Source organism: Sphingobacterium chuzhouense (genome assembly GCF_014692525.1).
Taxonomy (GTDB): domain Bacteria; phylum Bacteroidota; class Bacteroidia; order Sphingobacteriales; family Sphingobacteriaceae; genus Sphingobacterium; species Sphingobacterium chuzhouense.
In genome coordinates this window covers 1-21,975 of the sequence record NZ_JACNYL010000002.1, presented here as the reverse complement: position 1 = coordinate 21,975, position 21,975 = coordinate 1, and the positions used below count along the sequence as shown (strand labels likewise).

Annotated in this window: 17 protein-coding genes; 3 read left to right on the top strand and 14 right to left on the bottom strand. The window is 43.6% G+C overall.

What is annotated here, in order from left to right; genetic code table 11:
- Position 1: 1 nt before the first annotated feature.
- Genes H8B21_RS06420 through H8B21_RS06410 form a run of 3 tightly spaced genes read right to left on the bottom strand, consistent with a single transcriptional unit; the run spans position 2 to position 7,068 of the window.
- Positions 2-3,367 (bottom strand): SusC/RagA family TonB-linked outer membrane protein, encoded by a 3,366-nt coding sequence (locus H8B21_RS06420; protein ID WP_223814886.1) that lies wholly within the window; start codon positions 3,365-3,367, stop codon positions 2-4.
- Positions 3,345-5,612, bottom strand: a complete 2,268-nt coding sequence (locus H8B21_RS06415; protein WP_190312992.1) for a S9 family peptidase — start codon at positions 5,610-5,612, stop codon at positions 3,345-3,347. The genes H8B21_RS06420 and H8B21_RS06415 overlap by 23 nt, the downstream gene beginning before the upstream one ends.
- Positions 5,599-7,068 (bottom strand): S8 family serine peptidase, encoded by a 1,470-nt coding sequence (locus H8B21_RS06410; protein ID WP_190312991.1) that lies wholly within the window; start codon positions 7,066-7,068, stop codon positions 5,599-5,601. The genes H8B21_RS06415 and H8B21_RS06410 overlap by 14 nt, the downstream gene beginning before the upstream one ends.
- Before the next feature lie 195 nt (positions 7,069-7,263).
- Here H8B21_RS06410 and H8B21_RS20725 point away from each other — a divergent pair, with 195 nt between their 5' ends.
- From H8B21_RS20725 to H8B21_RS06400, 3 genes are all read left to right on the top strand, one after another.
- Positions 7,264-7,398 carry a hypothetical protein gene (locus tag H8B21_RS20725; protein ID WP_262891546.1) on the top strand — a complete coding sequence of 45 codons (135 nt, stop codon included), beginning with the start codon at positions 7,264-7,266 and terminating at the stop codon, positions 7,396-7,398.
- 111 nt (positions 7,399-7,509) lie between these two features.
- Complete coding sequence (locus H8B21_RS06405; protein ID WP_190312990.1) at positions 7,510-7,749, top strand: DUF421 domain-containing protein; 240 nt, start codon at positions 7,510-7,512, stop codon at positions 7,747-7,749.
- Between the two features lie 505 nt (positions 7,750-8,254).
- Positions 8,255-9,169: a pirin family protein gene (locus H8B21_RS06400; protein ID WP_190312989.1), complete on the top strand. Its 915-nt coding sequence runs from the start codon at positions 8,255-8,257 to the stop codon at positions 9,167-9,169.
- A gap of 129 nt (positions 9,170-9,298) precedes the next feature.
- Here the strand turns inward: H8B21_RS06400 and H8B21_RS06395 are convergent, their stop codons facing one another.
- From H8B21_RS06395 to H8B21_RS06345, 11 genes are all read right to left on the bottom strand, one after another.
- Complete coding sequence (locus H8B21_RS06395; protein ID WP_190312988.1) at positions 9,299-10,210, bottom strand: amylo-alpha-1,6-glucosidase; 912 nt, start codon at positions 10,208-10,210, stop codon at positions 9,299-9,301.
- A complete protein-coding gene (gene arsB, locus H8B21_RS06390) occupies positions 10,192-11,229 on the bottom strand; it encodes an ACR3 family arsenite efflux transporter (protein ID WP_190312987.1) in 1,038 nt (345 codons plus the stop codon). The genes H8B21_RS06395 and arsB overlap by 19 nt, the downstream gene beginning before the upstream one ends.
- A 3-nt stretch (positions 11,230-11,232) precedes the next feature.
- Positions 11,233-11,847, bottom strand: coding sequence for an arsenate-mycothiol transferase ArsC (locus H8B21_RS06385; RefSeq protein WP_190312986.1), 615 nt, complete (start codon positions 11,845-11,847; stop codon positions 11,233-11,235).
- 19 nt (positions 11,848-11,866) lie between these two features.
- A complete protein-coding gene (locus H8B21_RS06380) occupies positions 11,867-12,331 on the bottom strand; it encodes a DUF6428 family protein (protein WP_190312985.1) in 465 nt (154 codons plus the stop codon).
- 70 nt (positions 12,332-12,401) lie between these two features.
- The gene (locus H8B21_RS06375; RefSeq protein ID WP_190312984.1) at positions 12,402-12,734 is read right to left on the bottom strand and encodes an ArsR/SmtB family transcription factor; all 333 of its coding nucleotides are present in this window, start codon (positions 12,732-12,734) and stop codon (positions 12,402-12,404) included.
- 177 nt (positions 12,735-12,911) lie between these two features.
- Positions 12,912-14,381 (bottom strand): TlpA family protein disulfide reductase, encoded by a 1,470-nt coding sequence (locus H8B21_RS06370; protein WP_190312983.1) that lies wholly within the window; start codon positions 14,379-14,381, stop codon positions 12,912-12,914.
- Between the two features lie 14 nt (positions 14,382-14,395).
- The gene (locus H8B21_RS06365; protein ID WP_190312982.1) at positions 14,396-15,808 is read right to left on the bottom strand and encodes a RagB/SusD family nutrient uptake outer membrane protein; all 1,413 of its coding nucleotides are present in this window, start codon (positions 15,806-15,808) and stop codon (positions 14,396-14,398) included.
- 11 nt (positions 15,809-15,819) lie between these two features.
- A complete protein-coding gene (locus H8B21_RS06360) occupies positions 15,820-19,341 on the bottom strand; it encodes a SusC/RagA family TonB-linked outer membrane protein (protein ID WP_190312981.1) in 3,522 nt (1,173 codons plus the stop codon).
- Positions 19,342-19,361: 20 nt separating this feature from the next.
- Complete coding sequence (locus H8B21_RS06355; RefSeq protein ID WP_190312980.1) at positions 19,362-20,489, bottom strand: FecR family protein; 1,128 nt, start codon at positions 20,487-20,489, stop codon at positions 19,362-19,364.
- Positions 20,490-20,562: 73 nt separating this feature from the next.
- Positions 20,563-21,150 carry an RNA polymerase sigma factor gene (locus H8B21_RS06350; RefSeq protein ID WP_190312979.1) on the bottom strand — a complete coding sequence of 196 codons (588 nt, stop codon included), beginning with the start codon at positions 21,148-21,150 and terminating at the stop codon, positions 20,563-20,565.
- Between the two features lie 118 nt (positions 21,151-21,268).
- Positions 21,269-21,880 (bottom strand): thioredoxin family protein, encoded by a 612-nt coding sequence (locus H8B21_RS06345; RefSeq protein WP_223814885.1) that lies wholly within the window; start codon positions 21,878-21,880, stop codon positions 21,269-21,271.
- Between the last annotated feature and the right edge of the window lie 95 nt (positions 21,881-21,975).

Genomic DNA, 21,975 nt, shown 5'->3' with positions numbered 1-21,975 from the left:
ATTAGAAACCAACATTCAAACCGAAAGAAAATGAACGCGTAAGCGGATAGACTGCCCCCGGAGTCTCTGGATCTATACCATCGTAATTGGTAAAGGTAAACAGGTTACTCATCGAGAAATTTAGCCCCGCACTACCGATCCCTAGTCGTTTCGTCCAATCCTCTTTCAAATTATAGCCGAGGTGCAGGGCACCTATGCGGAGATAGGATACATCTTTTAACATCGACGCGCGCGTGATCGTGCTTAACGTCGGGTTGGTCAAATCCAGTCCGATCGGATCTGCATAATGATCGATCAGCCGTGGATAGCTGTTCACGATAGGGTTGTCGGGGGTCCAGACATTTGCCCGGTCTCTCGGGATATTGACATGATGAAGATAGAGATCGTTATAGCTCGTCGGGATCCCCTCCCGAGATGCGCCTGAGCTATTCTGGATGGAACTGTAATTGGTAACCGGGTTAACCTCGTCGATGATCTTACCGTTCAAGCTAAAGTTCCCTCCAACCGACAAACTCCATTCTTTATAGCGCACATTTGTACTAAAACCTCCGGTAATGGGTGCATCGGAAGTCCCGATATAAAAGGCGTAATTTCCCGCGTCCCGAAGATCTGCATTGGATAAGATGACCGCATCCGGACGTAGCGCGTATTTATAAATCCCCGTTGCGGGGTCTATACCGATTACCTTACCCGAAAAAATACTATTCAACGGGTAACCCACCTGCTGGCCCGCCGTTGTGTTTGCAGTTCCGGTAGCGGTAGAAAACTTGGTCAACTTATTATAATTGTGCGCCATGTTCGCAGAGACGCCCCAAGACAGATCCTGTTTCTTGATAATTGTACCTGAAAGCGTCAACTCGAAACCGGTATTTTCCACAGATGAAGTATTAAAACGCTGGCTCGTGAAGCCCGTGCTGGAAGGTATCCGCAGCACCGAAACCAAATCTGTACTGTTTCGTTGATAATATTCTACCAAACCGGTAATACGGTCTTTAAACAATCCAAAATCTGCCGCTATTTTATAATCCTGGGTTTTCTCCCAACGCAGATTTCGGTTCGGCGCGTTGCCGATTCTGCCCATACGGTAGTAATCGTCATACGTCTTGCGGAAGGTCGTCAAATAGTCCATAATCAGTTGTGGATATACCTGACGGTTGACATTCCCGGTATAACCTGTTGCCGCTTTTAAACTAAATCTGCTAATGACGGGTTTGATCACTTCGAAGAAGTCTTCTTGATCCACGTTCCAGGACAACCCCGCCGACCAAGCCGGATTGAACTGCTGGTCCGAGCCAAAATTGTTCGAGCCATCGGTTCTGGCCGTCAAGCTCAGGGTATACCGCCTATCGTAGTTGTAGTCTGTCGAAAAATAAAATGATGCAAAGGCATCTTCCGAACGTACCTGTCCCGATAAACCATCCACCATTGCAGCATATGCGATCAGGTCATTATAGCTCGGGTTCCCATTATCGGTAGGAACCGGCATCGACGCATTGCCGGTAATCTCATCATAACCATAACGTTTAGTAAAGACCGACTTAGCTCTTTGTGAACGAATCTCCGATCCAATCAAGGTAGAAATATGGTGCTTACCTTTTAAAAAATTGCCCAATTCAAACTGTCCGCGTGCAAGATAACTGCTGTTACCAGAAGACGTCTGCGTAATGGAACCATAGGTACGCGTAGAAGGATATCCGTCAAAATACAGTCGGTCCCGAAAAGCCGCTCCAGTATATCGGCCGTTGATGTTATCCGATTGATTGTTGGTATAACTATAGGACGCCATACCCGAAAAACGCAGCAGATCCAAGATCTTATAACCTATATTCGCTGTCAACGTTCCGGAATAATTGTCATTAATATTAGACGTCTCGTTTATTTCCCGCAAGATGTTATATCCGTTTGGTGGGGTATAGATATCATATCCGCCGCCGTTATACTCTTTGAGGCTATAAAACGTTCTATCGCCACGGTAAGACCCATCTTCGTTATAAGGTCTTTCGTAAGGATTGGCAAAATAAGCGTACCGGAATAAGTCTTCATTCACGGAAGGCGATGTAGACGTCTGCGCGGATAAATCGGTATTCAATGCGATCTGCAACCGATCATTGGGTGTGATATCGATCTTCGCCGATAGATTGTATCGATCGTGTGAGGTCTTTTGCACCAAGCCATTGTTCGTGCCATATCCTGCAGATACAAAGTATCGATTTCGCTCGTTCCCTCCCGATAAGCTCAGGTAATGGCTTTGGGACAACGAGTTTTGAAAAAGCTCCTCAAACCAGTTTGTGGTATGCGAAGCAGCGTCGGCCAAGACACGATCTTGCTGCTCCACGGATAAGCCTGCATACTCTCCTTTTCCGGCTCTCACGGTACCTACCAGGCCGATCGTTGGATATTGTGTATTGTTCTCAAAACCTTCCTTGGAAAAACGATCCCACAGCGTCTGCTCCCACGCTATTTTCTCAGGCGATGTCATCAAATCCATCATACGCTGCGGCTTCATATTGACCGAGAAATAATTGGAATAACTGGTCTGCATCCGGCCGGCCTTCCCTCTTTTGGTAGTGACCACGATAACCCCTCCCGCTGCTCGTGATCCGTAGATTGCAGCTGCCGAGGCATCTTTCAACACGGTTACGCTCTCAATATCATTGGGATTGATTCCCGCCAGTCCGCCCGAAAAGATGGCCGTAAAGTCCCCCGTCTTAATCTGGGAAGACGAAATCTGCGGTATATCCTTTTGCAAGGGAACTCCATCCACTACCCACAAGGGCTCCGCGTTGCCAGTGATGGTGTTAGTCCCCCGAATCCGAACGCGAGAACTCTCTCCCGGCCGGCCGGACACCGACTTCACGTCTAACCCTGCGACCTTTCCCTGTAACAGTTTATCTACATTGAACAGTGGTTGGTCTTTCAATTGATCGCCATCGACCACGGCAACCGAACCGGTTGTCCGTCTCGTCGTGGTCTGGTTGTATCCCGTGACAACCACCTCGCCGATACTGATATCGTAAGACTGCAAGCGGATCTTTAGAGGCTTATCTGACCTGATTTCTACCTCTTCCGGTATCATCGTCAAAAAAGAAATTCTAACCTTGTCCCCGTTATTTACCGTTAAAGAAAAATTCCCTTCCGTATCGCTTACGGTACTTTGTGCGGTGCCCACCACTGCAATCGTTGCACCAGGGAGAACATTGCCGTATTCGTCAACTACGCTCCCTTTAGCTTCGATTTTCTGTATTTCTTGCGTGGTAGAGTTCTGCTGAGCAAACGAGTTCCTACCTGTAAAGGTAAACATAGCGCAAAAGACCAATGTAGCGGCGGCCGTCTTGGCCCATACCCTACTTTTGAACTTCTTGATCATTATTGTTATTTAGGTGTAATAAAAAATAATTTCGAATTAAATTTTGGTAATATTTGTCGCCCAAACCATGATCTTTACCGGGCAAGACCATCATATCGAAATACTTGTCGGCCTTGATCAATGCTTCCGCCAGTCTAAACGTCTGTGCTGGATGTACATTGACATCGATATCGCCCGTTATCAACAACAGCTTTCCTTTTAGATTGGAAGCCAGTTCCAATGTTGTTGGAATATAGCCAGGCTTCCCGTTCGGGCTGACGCCGTGGTAGGTTTCCCCCCACCATTGGGTGTATATATTGGGATCGTAGTTGCCCGAGGCCGCCACCGCGACTTTATAGAAATCTGGATATGTCAAAAGAGCTGTCGCCGACATGAATCCGCCACCCGAATGACCAAAAATCCCTACGCGGTTCAAGTCCATATACGGCCGGTCTTTTGCTAAGGTCTCTATGGCCAGCTTATTATCCTCCAAAGCGTAATCGCGCATATTGCCATAGCTATGGCTGTGAAACCGAAGGCCTCTGAGCGGTGAAGAGCCTCTTGATGGAACCTGTACGACGACGTATCCGAGATCAGCCAAGCTTTGGTGATAATTGTCATCCACCGTAAATCCCCGCGGTACAAAGTCGTCCTGTGGTCCCGGATAAACAGAAGCAATAACGGGATACACTGCGCTAGCATCAAAGTCCGCTGGTTTATAAAGCAGCCCATACAATTTCGTGTGCTGATCTGCAGCTAATACCTCGACCTTTTCAGGAGCCCTCCATCCGGCGTCCTTCAATCTGGAGGGATCAGCCTGCCCAAGAGACATCAGTAAGCGTCCAGTGGTATCACGCAATACATAACGACCCGGCTGATCTATAGCCGAAGACTGTCCCAAGAAATATTTTTTGTTATCTGAAAGCTTTATCTGGTGATGATAAGGTTCTATCGTTATTAACTTCCCGTATTCGGAATCCAGGTCACAACGTAAGTACTGTTTATAATAAGGATTACTATCCTTTTGAAACCCGTAGACCTCCAAAAACACAGCGCGGGAAGCCGTGTCTAAATAGTGGATGCCCCCAACCACATAGTCGCCTTTGGGTCCCACTCTATTCAGCCGGTTTCCATCCTGGTCGTAACGATGGAACTGACCATAGCCCGTGCGTTCAGACCAGAATAAAACATCTCCAGTCTCCGGAAGGATGTGGACGGAAAACAATTGCTCATTGATATGCGGGTCTGTCACTTCATCAATCAACACCTTGACCTTTGCGGCAGCAAAGTCGAGCCGACATAACTCGACACGGTTATTTTGCCGGTTCCTTCTCAAAAAGTAAACGAACGCTTCATGACTTCCTAACCTCGGCGCATGCAGGTAGGTACGTCCATTCACCAACTGCCCCGGTAAAATTAAACGCTGATCCTCTTCTGTAACGATATCGACATCCTTCTTCTCCAATGTCTCGGAATCCCAGATCTCAACCTTAAACTTTGTAATGGCAGTATCGCCCGGGATGGGAAACTTATAAGTCCGCAAGATAGGGCGCGGTTGGTGTAGGTTAATCAAAACAGACATATCTTCCACCTGTCGTTTGTCCTCCCGCCACGAGACGATATACCGTCCTGCCCAATTGGCATTGGTGCTGTTACTCTTCAAACTGTCGACCGGTCTGTTTCCCGAAATATTGAAGGAATAATGAAGATTTCCATCTGTACTTAGCTGAATCTCTTCTCCAGTGGAAGCTCGGTGGATATACAATTGGTGTCCGCGTGCAAAAATATACGCGCTACTGTCAGCATTAAACTTCTTCCAAGAAGATTGCACACTCCACTGACTTTTCCGCGGTGCGTTCGGCTCGTCTTCGGTTGCTTCCCGAAGTCGTCTTTTTTTCCAGTCGAAATCCATCTTCTTCCCATCAAATCGAAAGCGTATCGTTGTTGACTTCTCATTCGCCTCAAAGCCGTATATCTTCCAGTCGTCAGCGACCTCATACCCCGAGCGGATAAGCGTTTCTCGCACGTCTTGCTCTTCGAAGATGAGTTCAGGAGACTTTTTCTTTTTGGCGTCCCCTCTATAAATGGCTGTACCATTTCCTGTGTCCCAGCGGTAAAAGAACACGTCCCCATACCAATCTAGGCTTAAATGTGTGTTTAAGATAAGATTATGGGCGGATTCGTACTTGAAATTGTTATTAGATTGTTGTGCCCATACTTGATTTATCGTAATCAGAAGAGCTAAACAGATACTATTTTTCCACATATTCCTTTGCTATCTGCAATGCGTCGTGTGCATTTATAATGCCGGGTACGATGGCGTACCCTTTTAGTTTGTCTTGTAAATTTTTTCCTGCCGAAAGTCTTAATATTTCAGCCACTTCATAAGCTTTCAGTTTTGGGTAGCTCCCCCACACCAAAGCCGCGATACCCGAAACAACGGGTGCCGAAAAGGAGGTGCCACTGGCTAGTTTATAAGCATCAAATGTAGCAGTCGACGTGACTTTCTCCCCCGGTGCAAAGAAGTCGACCTCTTCCTTCCCATAATTGGAGAAAGAAGCCTTATCACCGGTAGAAGTACTTGCTCCGATCATTAAATAAGAGTCCCGTTTCTTTTTGATCTTAGCGGGCGGGCGGGGAAAGGAAACCACCGTATCGAGATCTCTATTATCATTGCCCGCAGCCTGTATAACCAAGACATTTTTCTTGAGTGCATACTGAATAGCATCTGTTACCCATCTCGCATTTGGTGAATAGTATTTCCCAAAGCTCATATTGACAATCTGCGCACCGTGGTCTACCGCAAAGCGAATCGCCAAAGCGACGTCTTTATCAAATTCATCACCATCGGGAACAGCTCTAATTCCCATTAAGCGTGCATTTTGCGCAATTCCATCTATTCCGATGCCATTGTCCCTTTCGGCTCCGATGAGACCAGCGACAAATGTGCCGTGAAAACTATTCGAATCGACGAGTACGCTATTGCCGTAATACCTATCTTTCAGGCTATGCTGATCGTCGCCTATACTGTCTCTGGGGTTAGACGTGTTGTCCAGACTCTTGATGCGTTGGACGGCTGTATTGTATTCCTCGGTTTGATAGGTATACACGTCTTGCCATCTTACGGTATCGGCAAACTTCCAATTCGATCGTATTGCTGCATCCACGTACTGTTGCAACGTGGTATCTGACGCTTTAAGGTTGACAACTTCATTTAAGCGAATATTTTCATGATAGACCGGATCAAGACGCAGGATGGAGTCCGTCTTGCGATAAGCATCGAACGTCATCTCTATAATCGGGAAGAAGTTCAGGTAGCCCTGTATCTTCGCGTCCTTTTTGACTTGCTGAAAGTAATCAAATTCCTTCAGATCTTCCGTCTTCCGAAAGTCTTCCCGCTTTTTTCCCTCATATTTAGGACGTAGGCGTTTGTACTCCCGAAAGGCTTCGGTTCCCACTTTAGATATCAGTCGGTTATCGCCTACGCCAAGAAAGTTCCATCCATGTTCGGCTCCTGGATATCTCTTATTATTTACCTTTGGATTCTTCCAAAGTTTATGCTTGAGATCTTCATGGTTTACATCCAGATCTCCATCTATGACAGCAACAACCACTGGCCGAAGAATACTGTTATGATCCTCTAAATATTCGTAGGCTTGTTGAGTGGATACCCCCCATATTTCATGGTCTACATAATTAGCATGATGCCAGTCTTTGGGCAATTCTACACTTTGAGAAAAAACGTAACTTACTGAAAATAAAAAAATTAAAGACAACAAAAAACGACAGCGGACATCTAACATTACACGTACCTTTCAAAAAACCTTCTAAAAAATCATGCAAATATATGTAATATCCTTGCATCTTCACAGGTTGACACATTAGATATATCAAAAAGTTACAAAGACAACTATATCATGATACCAAGTACCATTACCAAGCAAAACTGGCTCCTGGTTCCACATGATACCATACTGAAAATAGCGGCTGATGACATTCGAAATGGGATTCTTCCTCACTATGGTCGAAGATCTGGTACGTCCGATATTTGAAACGAAGCGACGTATCCAATATTCGCAGCCCGACGTATTAAAAATAGCCGAACGACATGAAACGTTGAACATTCCTCGATCTCAGTTGTTCGCTTAGACAAAGGGCAATGTATGGAAGATTTATTTTTCAGTGACGGCAAGAGCTTTTTAAAGGTAATTATCGCCAGCATCGTTTCGTATTTTACAATATTATCGATTGTCCGGATAATGGGCAAGCGAACGTTAGCAAAAATGAATGCGTTCGATTTTGTGGTCACGATAACTTTAGGATCCACTTTGTCGTCGATGTTGCTCAATAAAGTTTCAATTTTGGACGGATCAATGGCCAACTTTAATACAGCTGTTCATTAAATAAAATAAAAAGAAGCTATGAAAACGAGTCTGAAAGTAAAGTTTAAAAAGAAAGCCGAGCTGGTGATAATGACAATTGACAATATCCCAGAAGATGCACAGGACAAAGAGGAGATGTAGAAGGTCAAGAGATTAACAAAGATCCTATTATCGGAGGTGCGGACGATGTTTATCGGGAGAATACGACAGACGATCTGCGAGATTCTGACTTGGTAGATAGGGAGCCGCTCCGAGAGGACATAGATGATGCAGAAAGCCCACCCCAGAGGAAGGAAAGAGACCGGGAAGAAAAAATGTATAATGCGCCCTCTGATGCAGAAGAGGAGAACTTGGAAATAAGCAACTTGGATGATAGCGAAGACGTCACCGACTGAGCGGTGCGCTCTTCTTTATAGACCAAATCTGATATAATATAAATTTTTATTTTATCTTTATCAACTAACGCTTCCCAATGATAAGCGGAGGGAGAAAAAGGTGATATGTATACCCTTATAAAAATAAACTTATGTTAGATATTGTAATCGAAGCACGACAGGCTGCCATCAGTCCCTCGATGAAGGTAAAACGCATACTTCCGTTCAGACTTCGCAGAATGATCGGCCCTTTTATATTTATGGACCATGCCGGACCTGTCGCAAACATTCCTGTCGAAGACAAAGCCTTGGATGTTATTCCTCACCCCCATATCGGGCTTTCTACGGTGAGTTACCTCTTTGACGGACAGATGACCCACCGGGATAGTTTAGGCGTAGAGCAAATTATCCGGCCGGGGGAAGTGAACTGGATGACCGCAGGCAAAGGCATTTCGCACTCCGAACGATTTGAAGATCCTGCAGCGCTCGCTGGAGGTTTGGAGATGGTACAGACCTGGGTCGCCTTACCAGAAAAAGAAGAAGAAGCTGATCCGTCCTTCGCTAACTACACTCCAGAAGAGTTACCGGTTTTTACAGATACCGGGATTTGGATGCGATTGATCGCCGGCGATGCTTTCGGTTTAAAAAATGATGTCAAAACAGTTTCTCCCTTGTTTTATCTGCATGTCGTATTACAAAAAGATGCTACCTTTGGACTTCCCAAAGAACATTCGGAACGGGGTTTTTATATTGTCAAAGGCAGCGTTGAACTATCTGATGTAACCTACCCTGCCGGACAAATGCTGGTATTTACCAAAGGCGTAGACCCTGTTATCCGTGCGAAAGAAAACACCACACTCATGTTGTTGGGAGGCGAGCCTCTAGGCGAACGCTTTATCTGGTGGAACTTTGTGTCTTCCCGAAAAGAACGAATCGAACAAGCAAAAGAAGATTGGAAACAAGGCCGGTTTATACTGCCGCCTACGGATGATAAAATATTCACCCCGCTGCCCGATGATAAGTCGAGACCTGCCGGAAGTTCTCCAGAGCCGCAACCTCTTTCATAGAAGTTGGCAACTTGGTGAACGGTTAGTTCATAACGATTTCCCAATCATCTGGTTTATAGACAATATTAAAACCTACATCACCGTATTTCGAACGGTTAATGATGAGGCTACATTTGTTATCTCCCAATTTTAGGTCAGTGAGATGGATTTCATCAAAGTAGTCTGGAAGTAGAATTCTATCAAAGTTATGGTTTTGTTTACCGCATTTATACTGATCCGTACACAAGATTGTAAGAGCATAAATACAGTTCCTACTGCCCAAGCTTGGGGCGAACACGCAACGGGATACGCTGTAGGGCCTATCCCCGGTCTTTTCTCAAAACCACAATATAGTTCAGGTACTCTTTGTAGTTCCATAAATAGCGATGCGCCAAATATGGATTCCATAATTTTCAAAACATGCTTTTGCAGCCCATATTTTGATAGTCCAAAAGCTATTAACGCGTTATCGTGAGGCCAGATCGAGCCATTATGATAGGACATAGGATTATATCTGCCGGATGAGGAGGATAAGGTTCTCACTCCCCACCCGCTGAACATATCTGAATCAAGCAATGTATCCGCAAGTCGCACCGCTTTATCGTTGTCGGCAATCCCTGTAAATAAGCAATGTCCGGCATTTGAAGATTTTACCCTGCACGGTTTTTTATAACCATCGAGCGCTAAAACAAAACTGGACAGTTCTTCATCCCAAAAACGCTCATTAAAGTTCTTTTTTAACACAGCGGCTTCGTTGGCCCATTTCAAGGGTAGGTCTCGATGACCGAGCCGTAAGGCTAATTTTCCTGCGTGAACTTTTGCACCGTATGCATAACTTTGGACCTCACATAAAGCAATGGGTGGATCGGCAAGCTGATTGTTTTCATGCATGATGGAATCAAAGGAATCTTTCCAACCTTGATTCGTTAGCCCATTTTTAGACTTAAGTATATATTCTACAAAACCATCGCCATCAATGTCTCCATATTGATCGATCCAATCGATCGCAGCGATAATATTTGGCCAGATCTTTGTGATTAGATTCAAATCATCTGTACGCATTTCTTTTTCAACCACAAACTTGCTCTTACCAGAAGTATCAATATTGGCACTTCCACAAGTGGGCCGATAACGCCCACAAATGCCTGTGGTGAATGAATACCAAATACAGCAATCGATACGGCTATTGCCAACTCAAAATTATTCCCTGTGGCTGTAAAGGTGATGGATGCGTTTTTGTCGTAAGGAACATTCAACGATTTGTTGATAAAGAAGCTCACGAAAAACATCAGCACAAAATAAATGATTAACGGTACAGCTACCTTTACCACATCCATTGGCAGTTCCAATATCTTATCACCTTTCAGACTGAACATCAGGACAATGGTAAACAATAATGCATACAATGTAATAGGTGATATTGTGGGTACAAATTTACGGTTATACCATTCTATGCCCTTTGATTTTACAAGTGCATAACGGCTTATAAAACCTGCGAAAAAAGGAATACCCAAATATATCAGCACACTTTCGGTTACATCTTTCATGGATACGCTTACGTTGAAATCGGCTAAGCCTAATTTATTCGGTAATACGTTGATGAACAGCCAAACAAAGAAGCTGTACGTTATTATCTGAAAGATACTGTTCAGTGCCACCAGTAATGCCGTGTATTCCCTGTTCCCCTTTGCCAAATCACTCCATACGATGACCATTGCGATACATCTTGCCAAACCAATCAGTATCAGACCCGTCATATAATCCGGTTCGTTCCGTAAGAACAGAACGGCTAAACTGAACATCAGTACCGTACCGATAACCCAATTCAGCAATAAAGATATGCCGATTACTTTGGTGTCTTTAACTGCTTTGGGCAACAATGAATAGTCCACTTTAGCCAATGGTGGGTACATCATCAATATAAGCCCTATCGCCAAAGGGATATTGGTCGTGCCTACAGATAGGGCATCGGTAGCATTGGAAATGTTCGGAAAGAAATATCCCAAGCCTACGCCTGTCGCCATCGCAAGAAATATCCATAAGGTAAGGTAACGGTCAAGGAATTTGAGTTTAGGTTGCATCAGCTAACTTTTAATCATTGAAAAAACATAGAACATCTCTGTTGCTATCTGTAAACTTCTTTCGGCATATACCTGTGCCTGTTCGGGTGAACCGTCTGAAATCTTGGGGTCTTCAAATGTGATGGGTATTCTCTTTTCCGCTCCCGCGATAAAAGGGCATCCGCCGTCTGCCTGCGAACAGGTCATAATGGCGACAAATGCCGATGCAGGGTTGAAAGGGCTATCATATTGTTTGGAAAACCCAATAATAGGCAAGGCATTATCACCGTATTTTATGGAATATATAGGATTATCGGTTTCCGCAATCTTGAACATCGTAAAACCTTGATTGGTCAATGTTTCCGCCACTTTCGGGAATAGTGCCGTTTCCTCCGTACCGCCCGAATAACAATGTATATTCGGGATATTGAAATACGCACTTGCAACCTGCGCCCATACCTGTGCTAAATGGCTTCTACGTGAATTATGGGTACAGATAAAATTGAGGTCTATATCCGCACCGCTATTTGATTTCTGCTGTACATAATCTATCAGCGGTTGCAGTATCCTTTTGCGTTCCTCACTTACGTTTTGGACATCAATAATCCCCTTTATGGTTTCGACTAAATTCTTATACATTGCGATTGCTCTTTAGTGTTTAGCAACATCCCGAATTAGGTGTACAGCAAGTGCTGTTCAGCTCCGATAATTTTACTTTTTGTTTCTCCGCAGGAATACCGCAGGCATCACTTGCCAAGCAAGCCGTCTGTTTGTTCCTTAGGATGAAATGCTTGCCGGCAAAATCCAGGTCAAATTTGCCAATCGTTTCACTTTGGTATTCCACCTCTATTTCGGCATCTTCAATACCCAGTTTTTCTTCGGACAACTTGATAATGTTCAATAGCTTGGTCGGCTTTAACCTGTGGTTGTAGTCGTTGGCATCCCACAATTGGAAGTTTACCGTTTTCTCTGTGCGGACTACACCACCGCAGTCAATAAAATGTTTGGTAATCTGTCCTATTTCCGTCACGTGGAAGTGTTCGGGAACAAATGTCCCGTTCTCCAATTGAAATTCAACATTGTCTAATGTTGGCAGGATTTCTTTGATCGTTGATAGTTTCATAACAGTAAGATTTGAAAATTTATATTTAACTATATATTGCAATATTACGATAATAAGGGTCAAAAAAATATTATGAACAGCAACTGTTTACTTTTACCTCTTGGTTGAAGAACACATTAAATTCCGCTTGAATTTGCTTCCAAAGTTTGTCATCAATACAATAGCATACGGATTTGCCCTCGATTGTTCCCTGTATGACACCTATATTCTTTAGTTCCTTTAAGTGCTGTGAAATGGTTGCCTGTGCCAATCCCAGCTCATCGACTAAATCGTTACAGATACAGGCTTTCTGATTGATGATGTATTGGAGAATGGCAACCCGTGCAGGGTGGCCTAAAACCTTGAACAAAGAAGCCAATCTGTTCTGTTCGTCCGTGAATATTTCTGATTTTGTAAGTCCCATCGTTCCTAATTTAATATCGCAATATTACGATAATATTTTTGAATATCAAAATGAATTCCATCCTTTACCATTATTCATAATTTATCGGATATTAGCGATTCAAATAGCTTTTCTCCAAGTGTCCTTTCAAGAGCAAAGCCTCTGTGACTTTTACAGGACACAGAGGCTTTATCTAGCTTACCCTTTATGTGGCTTTTTTGCAGTTTCAATCAGTTCTTTCATTTCCATTTTGATATAATCGACGTTGGGCGATGATCCTGTTAGAAAATAACGGATGTTTCCTTCTTTGTCGATAATAAATTTTGCTGGAATGCCTTGTACGCCATATTTACCTGCCATAATCTCTCCGGTTTCTTCATCTTTTTGGTCATCGAACAGTACTTCAAAAGGGTATTTGTTCTTCTCAATGAAGGCAGCAACCTTGTCTTTATAGTTTTTGTCTCGTTCCCATGTATTTATGAACAAAAATTGAACATCTTCATCGTCTTTGTACATTTCTTGTGCGGCTTGCATCCCTGGAAAAGAACGGATACACGGTTGACACCATGTAGCCCAAAAGTCGAGTACCAATACTTTACCTTTCAAATTCGCCAAAGACACTTTTTCTCCGCTCATATTGAGCAGTTCAAAAGCAGGTGCGGGCTTGAAAGTTTCCATTTCTTTGATATGATCTCGGATTCCTTTAACGACTTCCTGATCCAGTCGTGAAAAATAGGCTGCCAACCCTTTAACTGAACCGTTCAAGGTTGTATACAGTTCCGTCATTTTATCTTTATGCGCAAATTCTCCTTGCCTATAGATCAATTCTAGCTGTTGTAAAGCTTCCAGCTTACGATCGGCAGCCTCTAATCCCTTGAAATAACTGCTACTAAACCGAGCGGCTTGCTCTGGAGCTAAAGCTATCGCACGTTCGATAAGCTGTAATGCTTCGGTCTGCTTGCCTTGTGCATCGTATATTTCTGCCAATTGACTGACATAGCCCGGATAGCCTAAAGCCGCAAATCCTGCTTTGTTGTCCTTTTGCTCCTTGGGGAGATTGATATAATATTCCGCATCTTCAACCGCCTTCTGAATGAGTGGTATGGCGGCAACAGTGTCACCTTGTTCTAGGAGTTTGGTCGCAACAGGGATATACCCCTGTGCTCGCCAAAAGCGTTCGTTCATTTGGTCGAGATAATACAACGCTCTCTCCTTGTTTCCTTCATCGGCGAAAGATTTAGCCACACTGGCAATAACATAGTCGTAGTCTACGTTATCGCTGGCTGATTTATCTACAGGCCAATTTTTGATAAGGTGCGTGTAACTTTTTTCTTTTGCTTTTGCATCTTCCTGTTTATAGAAAACATCTTGAATATATACTCCACGTGCCGTCACGCTTTTTGGAAATTTCTTGGCAATCACCGAACGAAGGGAGTCTGCACTGTCTTGATGTCCTAACCGGTAGAGAAAATTATTTGCAAATTCCAGCTCGCTTTCATTTTTCGTCGTTTTTGCCCTCTTTAGCAGCTCATTCGCCAAGGAGTCTTTTTGTATCTTGGAACCATTTTCCAGAATCGGTCTGTATTGTTCGTATTTATCCATTTCCTTTTGTTGGCCGTAGCCCAAGCTTGCGCTTAGTGCAAGCGCGACAATTAATATCTTTCTCATACTTAATATATTTATTATTTTTCTACATTTTGTTCAATAACGCCGTTACCCGGATTTTTGATTGCACCAAATGGAATAGGCATGATCCAGAGGTGAGAATCTGGAGTAAGAATGTATGTTTTACCTTCTTCTATCTTGGTCATGGTTGACCGGTATGTTTCTTCTTGATTGAGTCTGCGCACATCTGCAAACGGAACGATCGAAAATATAAGTTCGTTTTGTTTGGTACGTTGGATCCATTTGATAGCCTGTACAGGATCACCTGTTTGTAGATCTTCATATTTATCTGCCAATATGCGTGTTCTGCGAACGGTGTTTAACACGTCCATGGCTTCACCCACTCGTCCTTCGCGAGCCAATGCTTCTGCTTTAATTAGGTATACTTCTACCGTGGTAAGCCCTTGTAGGTTATGATAGCCCGTCATCATACTGGCGTAGTATGTGTCTGGACCTACCGTACGTAATTTCCAACGGGCAATAAACTTAGCATCTCCGTCTTCAAAACGGTCTATACGGTCCAAACGTAAGTTATACTCAGTAGTTCTATAAGTGGAAGCATCGTTACCGTGACGGAAATAATAGTTCTCTACATAGCTGTGATTCATCGGTGTTTCCTTAAGCGTATAGTCTGTAGGGGCATCTATGCGCGTTTTGTTCAATTCATAGTAAGCCAACCAATCAAAGAGCTTGTTGTTTATCTGCAAGGCCTTATCTGCATGTTGCAATGCCAACGGATAATTGCTCATCTGTAAATAAATACGCGCCAATAAAGCCTGCGTAGCACCTTGTCCAGGATGTAATACCGTTAAGCCGGCAACCGGCAGATCAACCAAAGCAGTCTCGAGTTCATCGATCATAAAGCGATATAACTGCGCTATATCGACTTGTGTGTGGGGCGCACCGACATCCGCACTTAAAATCAAGGGCACCGCTTTTTTATCGTTTGCTGTATTCGCATCATAAGCTGCGGCATAATAATTGGCGAGGATAAAATAATTAAGCGCTCGGATAACTCTTGCCGTGGCCACCAACTCTGCACGTTGCTGTTCGGTACATTCAGTCATCTCCTCCCCGTTCTCAATAATAAGATTGCAGCTGGCTATACTGGCGTAGCTTTGATAGTAAGTATCTTCATCGGTATTGTTCAGTTCTTTCCGATCTACATCTTCCCGCCAAAAATAGTTTGCGTCCCATAGACGGTAGTAGCTGAGTGAGGATGCATTGACAAAACGATCGTTGAGCAATATGGTGGCCTGCGTCGTACGTGTGTGGTGTACGCCCGGCTCATCGCGTAAGAGTGGTTCAAAATCTGCATAGGTTAAAGGTATTTTTTGACCTTTAGGCAAGATATTTAGATAATCACTGCAAGCAGCCATCCCTGTCGCAACGAAGCCTAAAAAAATATAGTTTATAAAACGATTTTTCATGATGTTAACAGTTATAAGGTAAGGTAAAGTCCGAAAACGTAATTTGGCCGGCGGTAGCCTCCCAGCATATTCTTCGCATTTTTGCTTTTCGCGAACAGCGCGACATTCTCCGCATTCATCTGGATACGGGCGGCCGGAATATGAAACTTTGCCAGATAGCTAGCCGGAATACGGTATGCCAAACTCATATTCCGTATATTCAGGTTACGCGCATCAAGGACGTTGATATTGGCATTTCTGTAAATATTTTCGCTTTGTGCGTTATAAAGATCTTCTTCTTCAGGGAATACTAAGCGCGGGATATCTGTGTGCTCTTCATCTCCTGGTGTTGTCCAGCGATGGGCAATATCTTTATTGACGATACGGATATTGGCAAACCGAGAAGTCCCCCCTAAGTAAGGCAGATCGGAGTTACGTATTTTATGTCCGGTTTGATAGGTCATCATAATCGAAAAATCAAAATTCTTGTACGTTAGGCTGTTCGTCCAAGAAAAAGTGTGGGTAGGGATAGTTGATCCCGCATAAACGACGGATTCCAACGTAGAGGGTGTCGAAGTAACCTTTTCTCCAATATCATTGTACACTTGCGGCATACCGTCGGCATCCAAACCCGCCCAAGCATAGCCGTATATTGCCTGATAAGGATTGCCAATTCTCGGAAAAGCGTTCGGATAGTCAATCTGTAGAAAATAGACAGGCGCCTCTACATCGACATATGTCACTTTGTTCTTATTATATGCATGCAGGACGTTCATATTCCAGCTGAAATCATCCTTTCTCAAGACCGTGGCTCCCAATGTGGTTTCTATACCGTGATTGGTCATGCCGCCGTTGTTTAAGTCGTATGTACTGTATCCAAACCCTTCTGTGGGTATACCTTGGGCACTGGCCAGAAGGTCTTCGCCCTTTTTCCGATAGTAGTCTATGCTACCCATTATACGGTTGTTCAAAATATTGAAGTCGGCACCCACATTGATGGTGGTGGTTTTTTCCCATGACAACAAAGGGTTAGGCCGACTACTGACCGTACCGGATATCCCACCAACATTTGGATTGGAACTATAATAGGTGGTCAGGTACGGACTGACATCCTGTGCAATGTTCCCTCCGATGCCGTACGATGTCCTAATTTTTAACTGATCGACCCAATCGACATCAAAAAAGTCCTCTCGATCTACATTCCAGCCAGCGCCCAGTGACCAAATCGGTTTATTTTGATATTTAGAACTCGTTCCCCATAGATTCGAACGGTCGTAACGTACGCTTCCACTCAATAAATAGGTATCTCGGTAGGCGTACCCTGCATTGGCGTAAAGAGATACATAGCGCCGAACCTGGTCAAATATACCGTATACATCAGTGCGTTGATCGAATTGAGCATAAGTTCCCAACACGCCCCCACCGGAACCAATACCCGGAGCCAACATATCGTAGGTAAGCACCATGGGGTCATAATTATGTAAAGTCTGGTTGGTACGCGTAAAGTGATTGTTCCGAATTTCTGTTCCGACAATGGCATTCAAGCTATGGTCTTCACCAAAAGACCTATTTATATCGACCTGCTGCCGAAAGATATAGCTGTTGTTATTTTGTTCGTTTGTCGCAAATATATGTCCATAGGGAATTAAGTATTTCAGCTGCCCGTCAATTTCACGAGCAAAACCGTTCACACGGTTGCGTACATAAAAAGAGTTCTTGTCATATAGCGTTTCCCCTTTGTTCCTAGTGAACTCATATTGGAAAGAGCCGGTATACGAAATCCAATCGGCAAACTTGACATTCAACTTGATATAACTCCGGTTCCCAAAGCGCCTCTCCTGTTGGATATTATTTGCCATCTCGTTTAACGGGTCAATGTCCATATTATATAGATTATTTGCACGGATGATATCCCTTGTCTGTAGGCTTAGCCGCGATTCCTCCGTAGAAATATAATTGCTGCCATCCGCATTTTTGAGCCCATCATAAGGCATATATGTGAACTGGGGGCTCAATAAATTATAAGTCTGTTGATTGGCATGACCATATGTTAAGAATGAGCTCAATTCGACCGACAGCCAATCGGTAATCTGCGTCGTGTTGCGCAAATTGATCCCCAGGTTGTCGTCTTTACTATAAGTATCTTCCAATAAGTTTTTCTTGTAGGTTGCAGAGGCATAGAACCTATTTTTTTCACTGCCATTGGCAATATTGACATTGTACTGCTGCGCGAATGGATTGCGTTTTCCATATCTTTCCACATCATCAAAGTATCGATAGCCACTGTTCGCCATCTCATCCAGAAGACTGTTCATTTCCGATTCGGATATCTTGCCTGCATATCGCTGGAGAATTGTTTGTATACCACGTGTAGGATATATCATTTGATTAAGCCACGAATTTGCACCTGCTGCTGACAAGGTATCCAATTGTGGGTTACGCATAGCCCATTCACGCTCTATGCCTATAATATCTGCGGAAGAAGTAATCCGACTGGTATTATAATAGTAGGGCGTATGCGTGACAACCGCTGAGGCATTTACTTCCGTACCCTGTGCCTTTCCTTTTTTTGTGACAATAACCACTACCCCATTGGCTGCCCTAGCTCCATAAATGGAGGCCGCCGCCGCATCACGCAATATCGTGATGGACTCGATATCTTCAAGGTTTAGATTCGGTAGCGCTTCCTCTATATTCCCGTTAAACTGTATAGCACTGGTTTCGATTGGGAATCCGTCCACAACAAAAAGGGGACTTGTAACGCCATTCATCGACGTCGTTCCACGGATTCGACCGTCGTGGTAACCGGCGATACGTCCTTCAAGTAGCGTATTTAAATCGTTGAGCCGTTGTTGTTCCAGGCTTTCCTTTGGTAAGGAACCGAACGCACCGGTTGCTCTTTCTTTAGGGATCGTTTGATATCCTGTATTTAAATTAACAGTTACTTCGCTGATCTCCGAAGCCAACATGGGCAATACAATGGTTCCCATTTGTATTTTTGCAGAAACTTCTATGGTTTCATATCCGACGAAAGATATTTGTATGATCCCCTTTTGTGTTTCACTTTCGAGCATAAAATGGCCGTTTTCGTCTGTGGAGGTAACTATATCTGTATTCTTAAGCCTAACGCTAGCCCCTGCCAGTGCTGTTCCTTCTTCATTTTGAACATTCCCTGTATATGTATAGCGTTGCGGCACATCTTCTTGATTATTTATACTCACTACAGGGCTAGCCGATTGATTTATATTTTTTAATAATATATTCTTCTTAACGATTTTATACGCAATATCCGTGTTGGCAAATAAGGTAGAAAGTGCGTGTTCGATAGAAGCATTAGTCAGCTCGACATTGACGAGTGGAAATTGAATGCTGCTCTCATCGTATACAAATCGATAATTGCTTTGTTGCTCTATATCATTCAGTATCCTCCTTGCGTTAACTTGCCTTGCCTTTACACTAATTTGCCCAACGGAATGTGAGGAAAATAAAATGATTGATAACAATAAAGGCGTCACCCACTTTAGGTTAATGGCTTTACTTTTTTTATAGTTCATGGTCGATTATTATGGTTGAATTATTTTTTTACATCCAAGTATACGGTGCGCCCTTCAATCTTACAATCGATCTCGAAGTAAGAAAGCATTTCTACTATATCATACAAATTGACGTTTCTGGAAATTTCTCCAGTGATCTGCTTCGAGGGTATCGATTTATTTTCGAAAACAAATTCCACATTGTACCAACGTTCAAGTTCGGTAGTAATTGCCTGCAGGCTACTCTTCTTGAAACTGAACACACCATTCTTCCAAGCAGTAATCTGGTCGACATCTGCAGCTTTATGTTGTAAACCGCTTTGAACAGAGGTCGCCTGTTCTCCTGGCTTCAGTGTTACGGAATATCCGTGGCCGATATTTTTTTGATCGACCCTTACCTTACCATGTACCAATGTTGTTCTCGTTACATTATTAGGGTATGCGCTAATATTAAATCCAGTTCCTAATACTTCAATCTGCTGATCTTTTGCCTTGACGCGGAATGGCTTTTTCGGGTTATGGCTTACTTCGAAATACGCTTCGCCTATTAATTCGACTTCTCGGTAATTGTCTCCAAATTGAGTAGGATAACGAAGTTGAGATCCTGCGTTAAGCCACACGGTCGAACTATCGGCCAATATGACTTTAAACTGCCCTCCATTTGGGGTACGAAGGGTATTCCATGCTGTTGATATTATTCCCTGATCCTGTAAATTTATTCGGCGGCTTCCCACAAGGATATTGCCGTTGGCAACCGATAGACTTGCACTGCCATCTAGTATGAATTGTTCTCCATTTGCTAACTCTAGAACCGCATTCTCTGTTCCCGCCGTAATATTTTCAAATAATATACGCTGTTGCACATGGTTATTTGCTAAATTATTTGCACGATAGAAATACAGCGACGCAGACAAGACAAATATTATAACCGCTGCGGCTATACCGTATTGCGGTTTTCTGAACCAAATCGACTTCCGTTTAAACGTTTTTTCTCGAATTGAAGATTCAACTTTACTTAGATTTTTATGAAGATCAACCGCATCTAGCTTGTGTCCCGTCTCTTTTGCCTTATGCAGATAAAAACTGTCTAACCAAAGCTTCTCTTCTTTGCTCAATGGTTCTCCTGCATGATATCGCGCGAATAGATTTGAAATATCTTTTTTATCCATATTTTAATTAGGTCTAATCCAGCATTTCAGCTGTTATTTATAAAGTAGACGACTAACTAAGTGAAAGGGAGTACTAAAAAAGTAAAATTAAAAAAGAAAAAAGTAGGATGGTTAATTTAGTACGTAAATATCGTAGCGCATTATGTACTTGCTTCTTTGCAGTTTTCTCGGAGATATCAAGCATCTGACCAATTTCTTTGTAACTCAGATGTTGCTCGCGATTCATTTCAAAGATCTCTTTGGTGCGTGGAGGCAATTCAGATTTTTCATTTTCGATTAGGGCGACCAACTCGCGCACCAATACAGATTCTTCCGTATAACACCGTCCATTTTTATTGAAATCATAGATCTCCTCCAAATAGCGTTCGACCACTTTTTGATGACTTATATGATCCAAAATCCGGTGCTTAACAGCTTGCGTTAGGTAAGCGACAATAGAAGTTTTTATAAAAAAAGATTTGCGTTTCGTCCAGACAGCAATAAATACATCCTGTATGATATCATTACAAATTTCAGCATCAGGAATCATATGATAGGCATGGCGGTACAGCCGTTCCTTATATCGATGGAATAACTCTTCGAAAGCGCGATGATTCCCAGATCTTATTTGCTGCGCCAGTTCTGCGTCTTCCACGCCTGTATACCGATTCTTCATTTCCATCTGAAATGTAAATTTACCAGATTTTCCCATAAAATGCAAAAAGAGCAATCTCTCGACTGCCCTTTAACTAACTAAACAAAGCTATTAAATTGTGGCGAAGACATCGTATAACCGTTGATCATAAATTACCTTTAAACGCATCAATACCACTTTTTAGGTAGGCTGCATAGCTGTTTACGTTGTAGTCCGCGCCGCTGGGCTGTATCAGCACGTTGCCTTCTGCGTCTACAATGACATAAAGCGGTTGTGAGTTGCTGTTGAATACGGAGGCCTGGAAATCGCTGTTCTTTGCACCTATCGTTCGGATGCGTTTACCCGAGTATTCTGAAACATACTGCTCCTCAGGCGATAACTCGGTTCTGTCATCTACGAATAGTTCCACCATTACGAACTCTTCTCGAAGCAGTGTCGCCACCTTTGGGTCCGTCCATACGTTGGCCTCCATTTTGCGGCAGTTCACGCAGTTCCAGCCCGTGAAGTCGATGAGTACCGGTTTGCCTAACTCTTTCGCTGCGGCAAGCCCCTCTTCGTAGTCGTAGTACGGATCAAACCCTTTGGGTGTGCCGCGCTCGTGGAAAATCTCATAGTATTTCTTTTGCTTTCCCGTGCTGGATGTTCCAGTTGCCGTAGTACCAAAATTCACTGTGGAAAGGTCAAAGTCCTGTGTTGCCGACGGTGGCAGGAATGCCGATATCGATTTCAGCGGTGCTCCCCACATGCCTGGTACCATGTACACCACGAAGGCAAATACGATGACTGCTAACATAGTGCGCGGAACGGACAGATGCTGTAATGGGCTGTCGTGCGCAAAACGTATCTTGCCGA

Coding starts and splice junctions, on each gene's coding strand:
- H8B21_RS06420 (WP_223814886.1), bottom strand. CDS start 3,367: ATGATCAAGAAGTTCAAAAGTAGGGTATGGGCCAAGACGGCCGCCGCT.
- H8B21_RS06415 (WP_190312992.1), bottom strand. CDS start 5,612: ATGTGGAAAAATAGTATCTGTTTAGCTCTTCTGATTACGATAAATCAA.
- H8B21_RS20725 (WP_262891546.1), top strand. CDS start 7,264: ATGATACCAAGTACCATTACCAAGCAAAACTGGCTCCTGGTTCCACAT.
- H8B21_RS06405 (WP_190312990.1), top strand. CDS start 7,510: ATGGAAGATTTATTTTTCAGTGACGGCAAGAGCTTTTTAAAGGTAATT.
- H8B21_RS06400 (WP_190312989.1), top strand. CDS start 8,255: ATGTTAGATATTGTAATCGAAGCACGACAGGCTGCCATCAGTCCCTCG.
- H8B21_RS06395 (WP_190312988.1), bottom strand. CDS start 10,210: ATGCGTACAGATGATTTGAATCTAATCACAAAGATCTGGCCAAATATT.
- arsB (WP_190312987.1), bottom strand. CDS start 11,229: ATGCAACCTAAACTCAAATTCCTTGACCGTTACCTTACCTTATGGATA.
- H8B21_RS06385 (WP_190312986.1), bottom strand. CDS start 11,847: ATGTATAAGAATTTAGTCGAAACCATAAAGGGGATTATTGATGTCCAA.
- H8B21_RS06380 (WP_190312985.1), bottom strand. CDS start 12,331: ATGAAACTATCAACGATCAAAGAAATCCTGCCAACATTAGACAATGTT.
- H8B21_RS06375 (WP_190312984.1), bottom strand. CDS start 12,734: ATGGGACTTACAAAATCAGAAATATTCACGGACGAACAGAACAGATTG.
- H8B21_RS06370 (WP_190312983.1), bottom strand. CDS start 14,381: ATGAGAAAGATATTAATTGTCGCGCTTGCACTAAGCGCAAGCTTGGGC.
- H8B21_RS06365 (WP_190312982.1), bottom strand. CDS start 15,808: ATGAAAAATCGTTTTATAAACTATATTTTTTTAGGCTTCGTTGCGACA.
- H8B21_RS06360 (WP_190312981.1), bottom strand. CDS start 19,341: ATGAACTATAAAAAAAGTAAAGCCATTAACCTAAAGTGGGTGACGCCT.
- H8B21_RS06355 (WP_190312980.1), bottom strand. CDS start 20,489: ATGGATAAAAAAGATATTTCAAATCTATTCGCGCGATATCATGCAGGA.
- H8B21_RS06350 (WP_190312979.1), bottom strand. CDS start 21,150: ATGGAAATGAAGAATCGGTATACAGGCGTGGAAGACGCAGAACTGGCG.
- H8B21_RS06345 (WP_223814885.1), bottom strand. CDS start 21,880: ATGGTACCAGGCATGTGGGGAGCACCGCTGAAATCGATATCGGCATTC.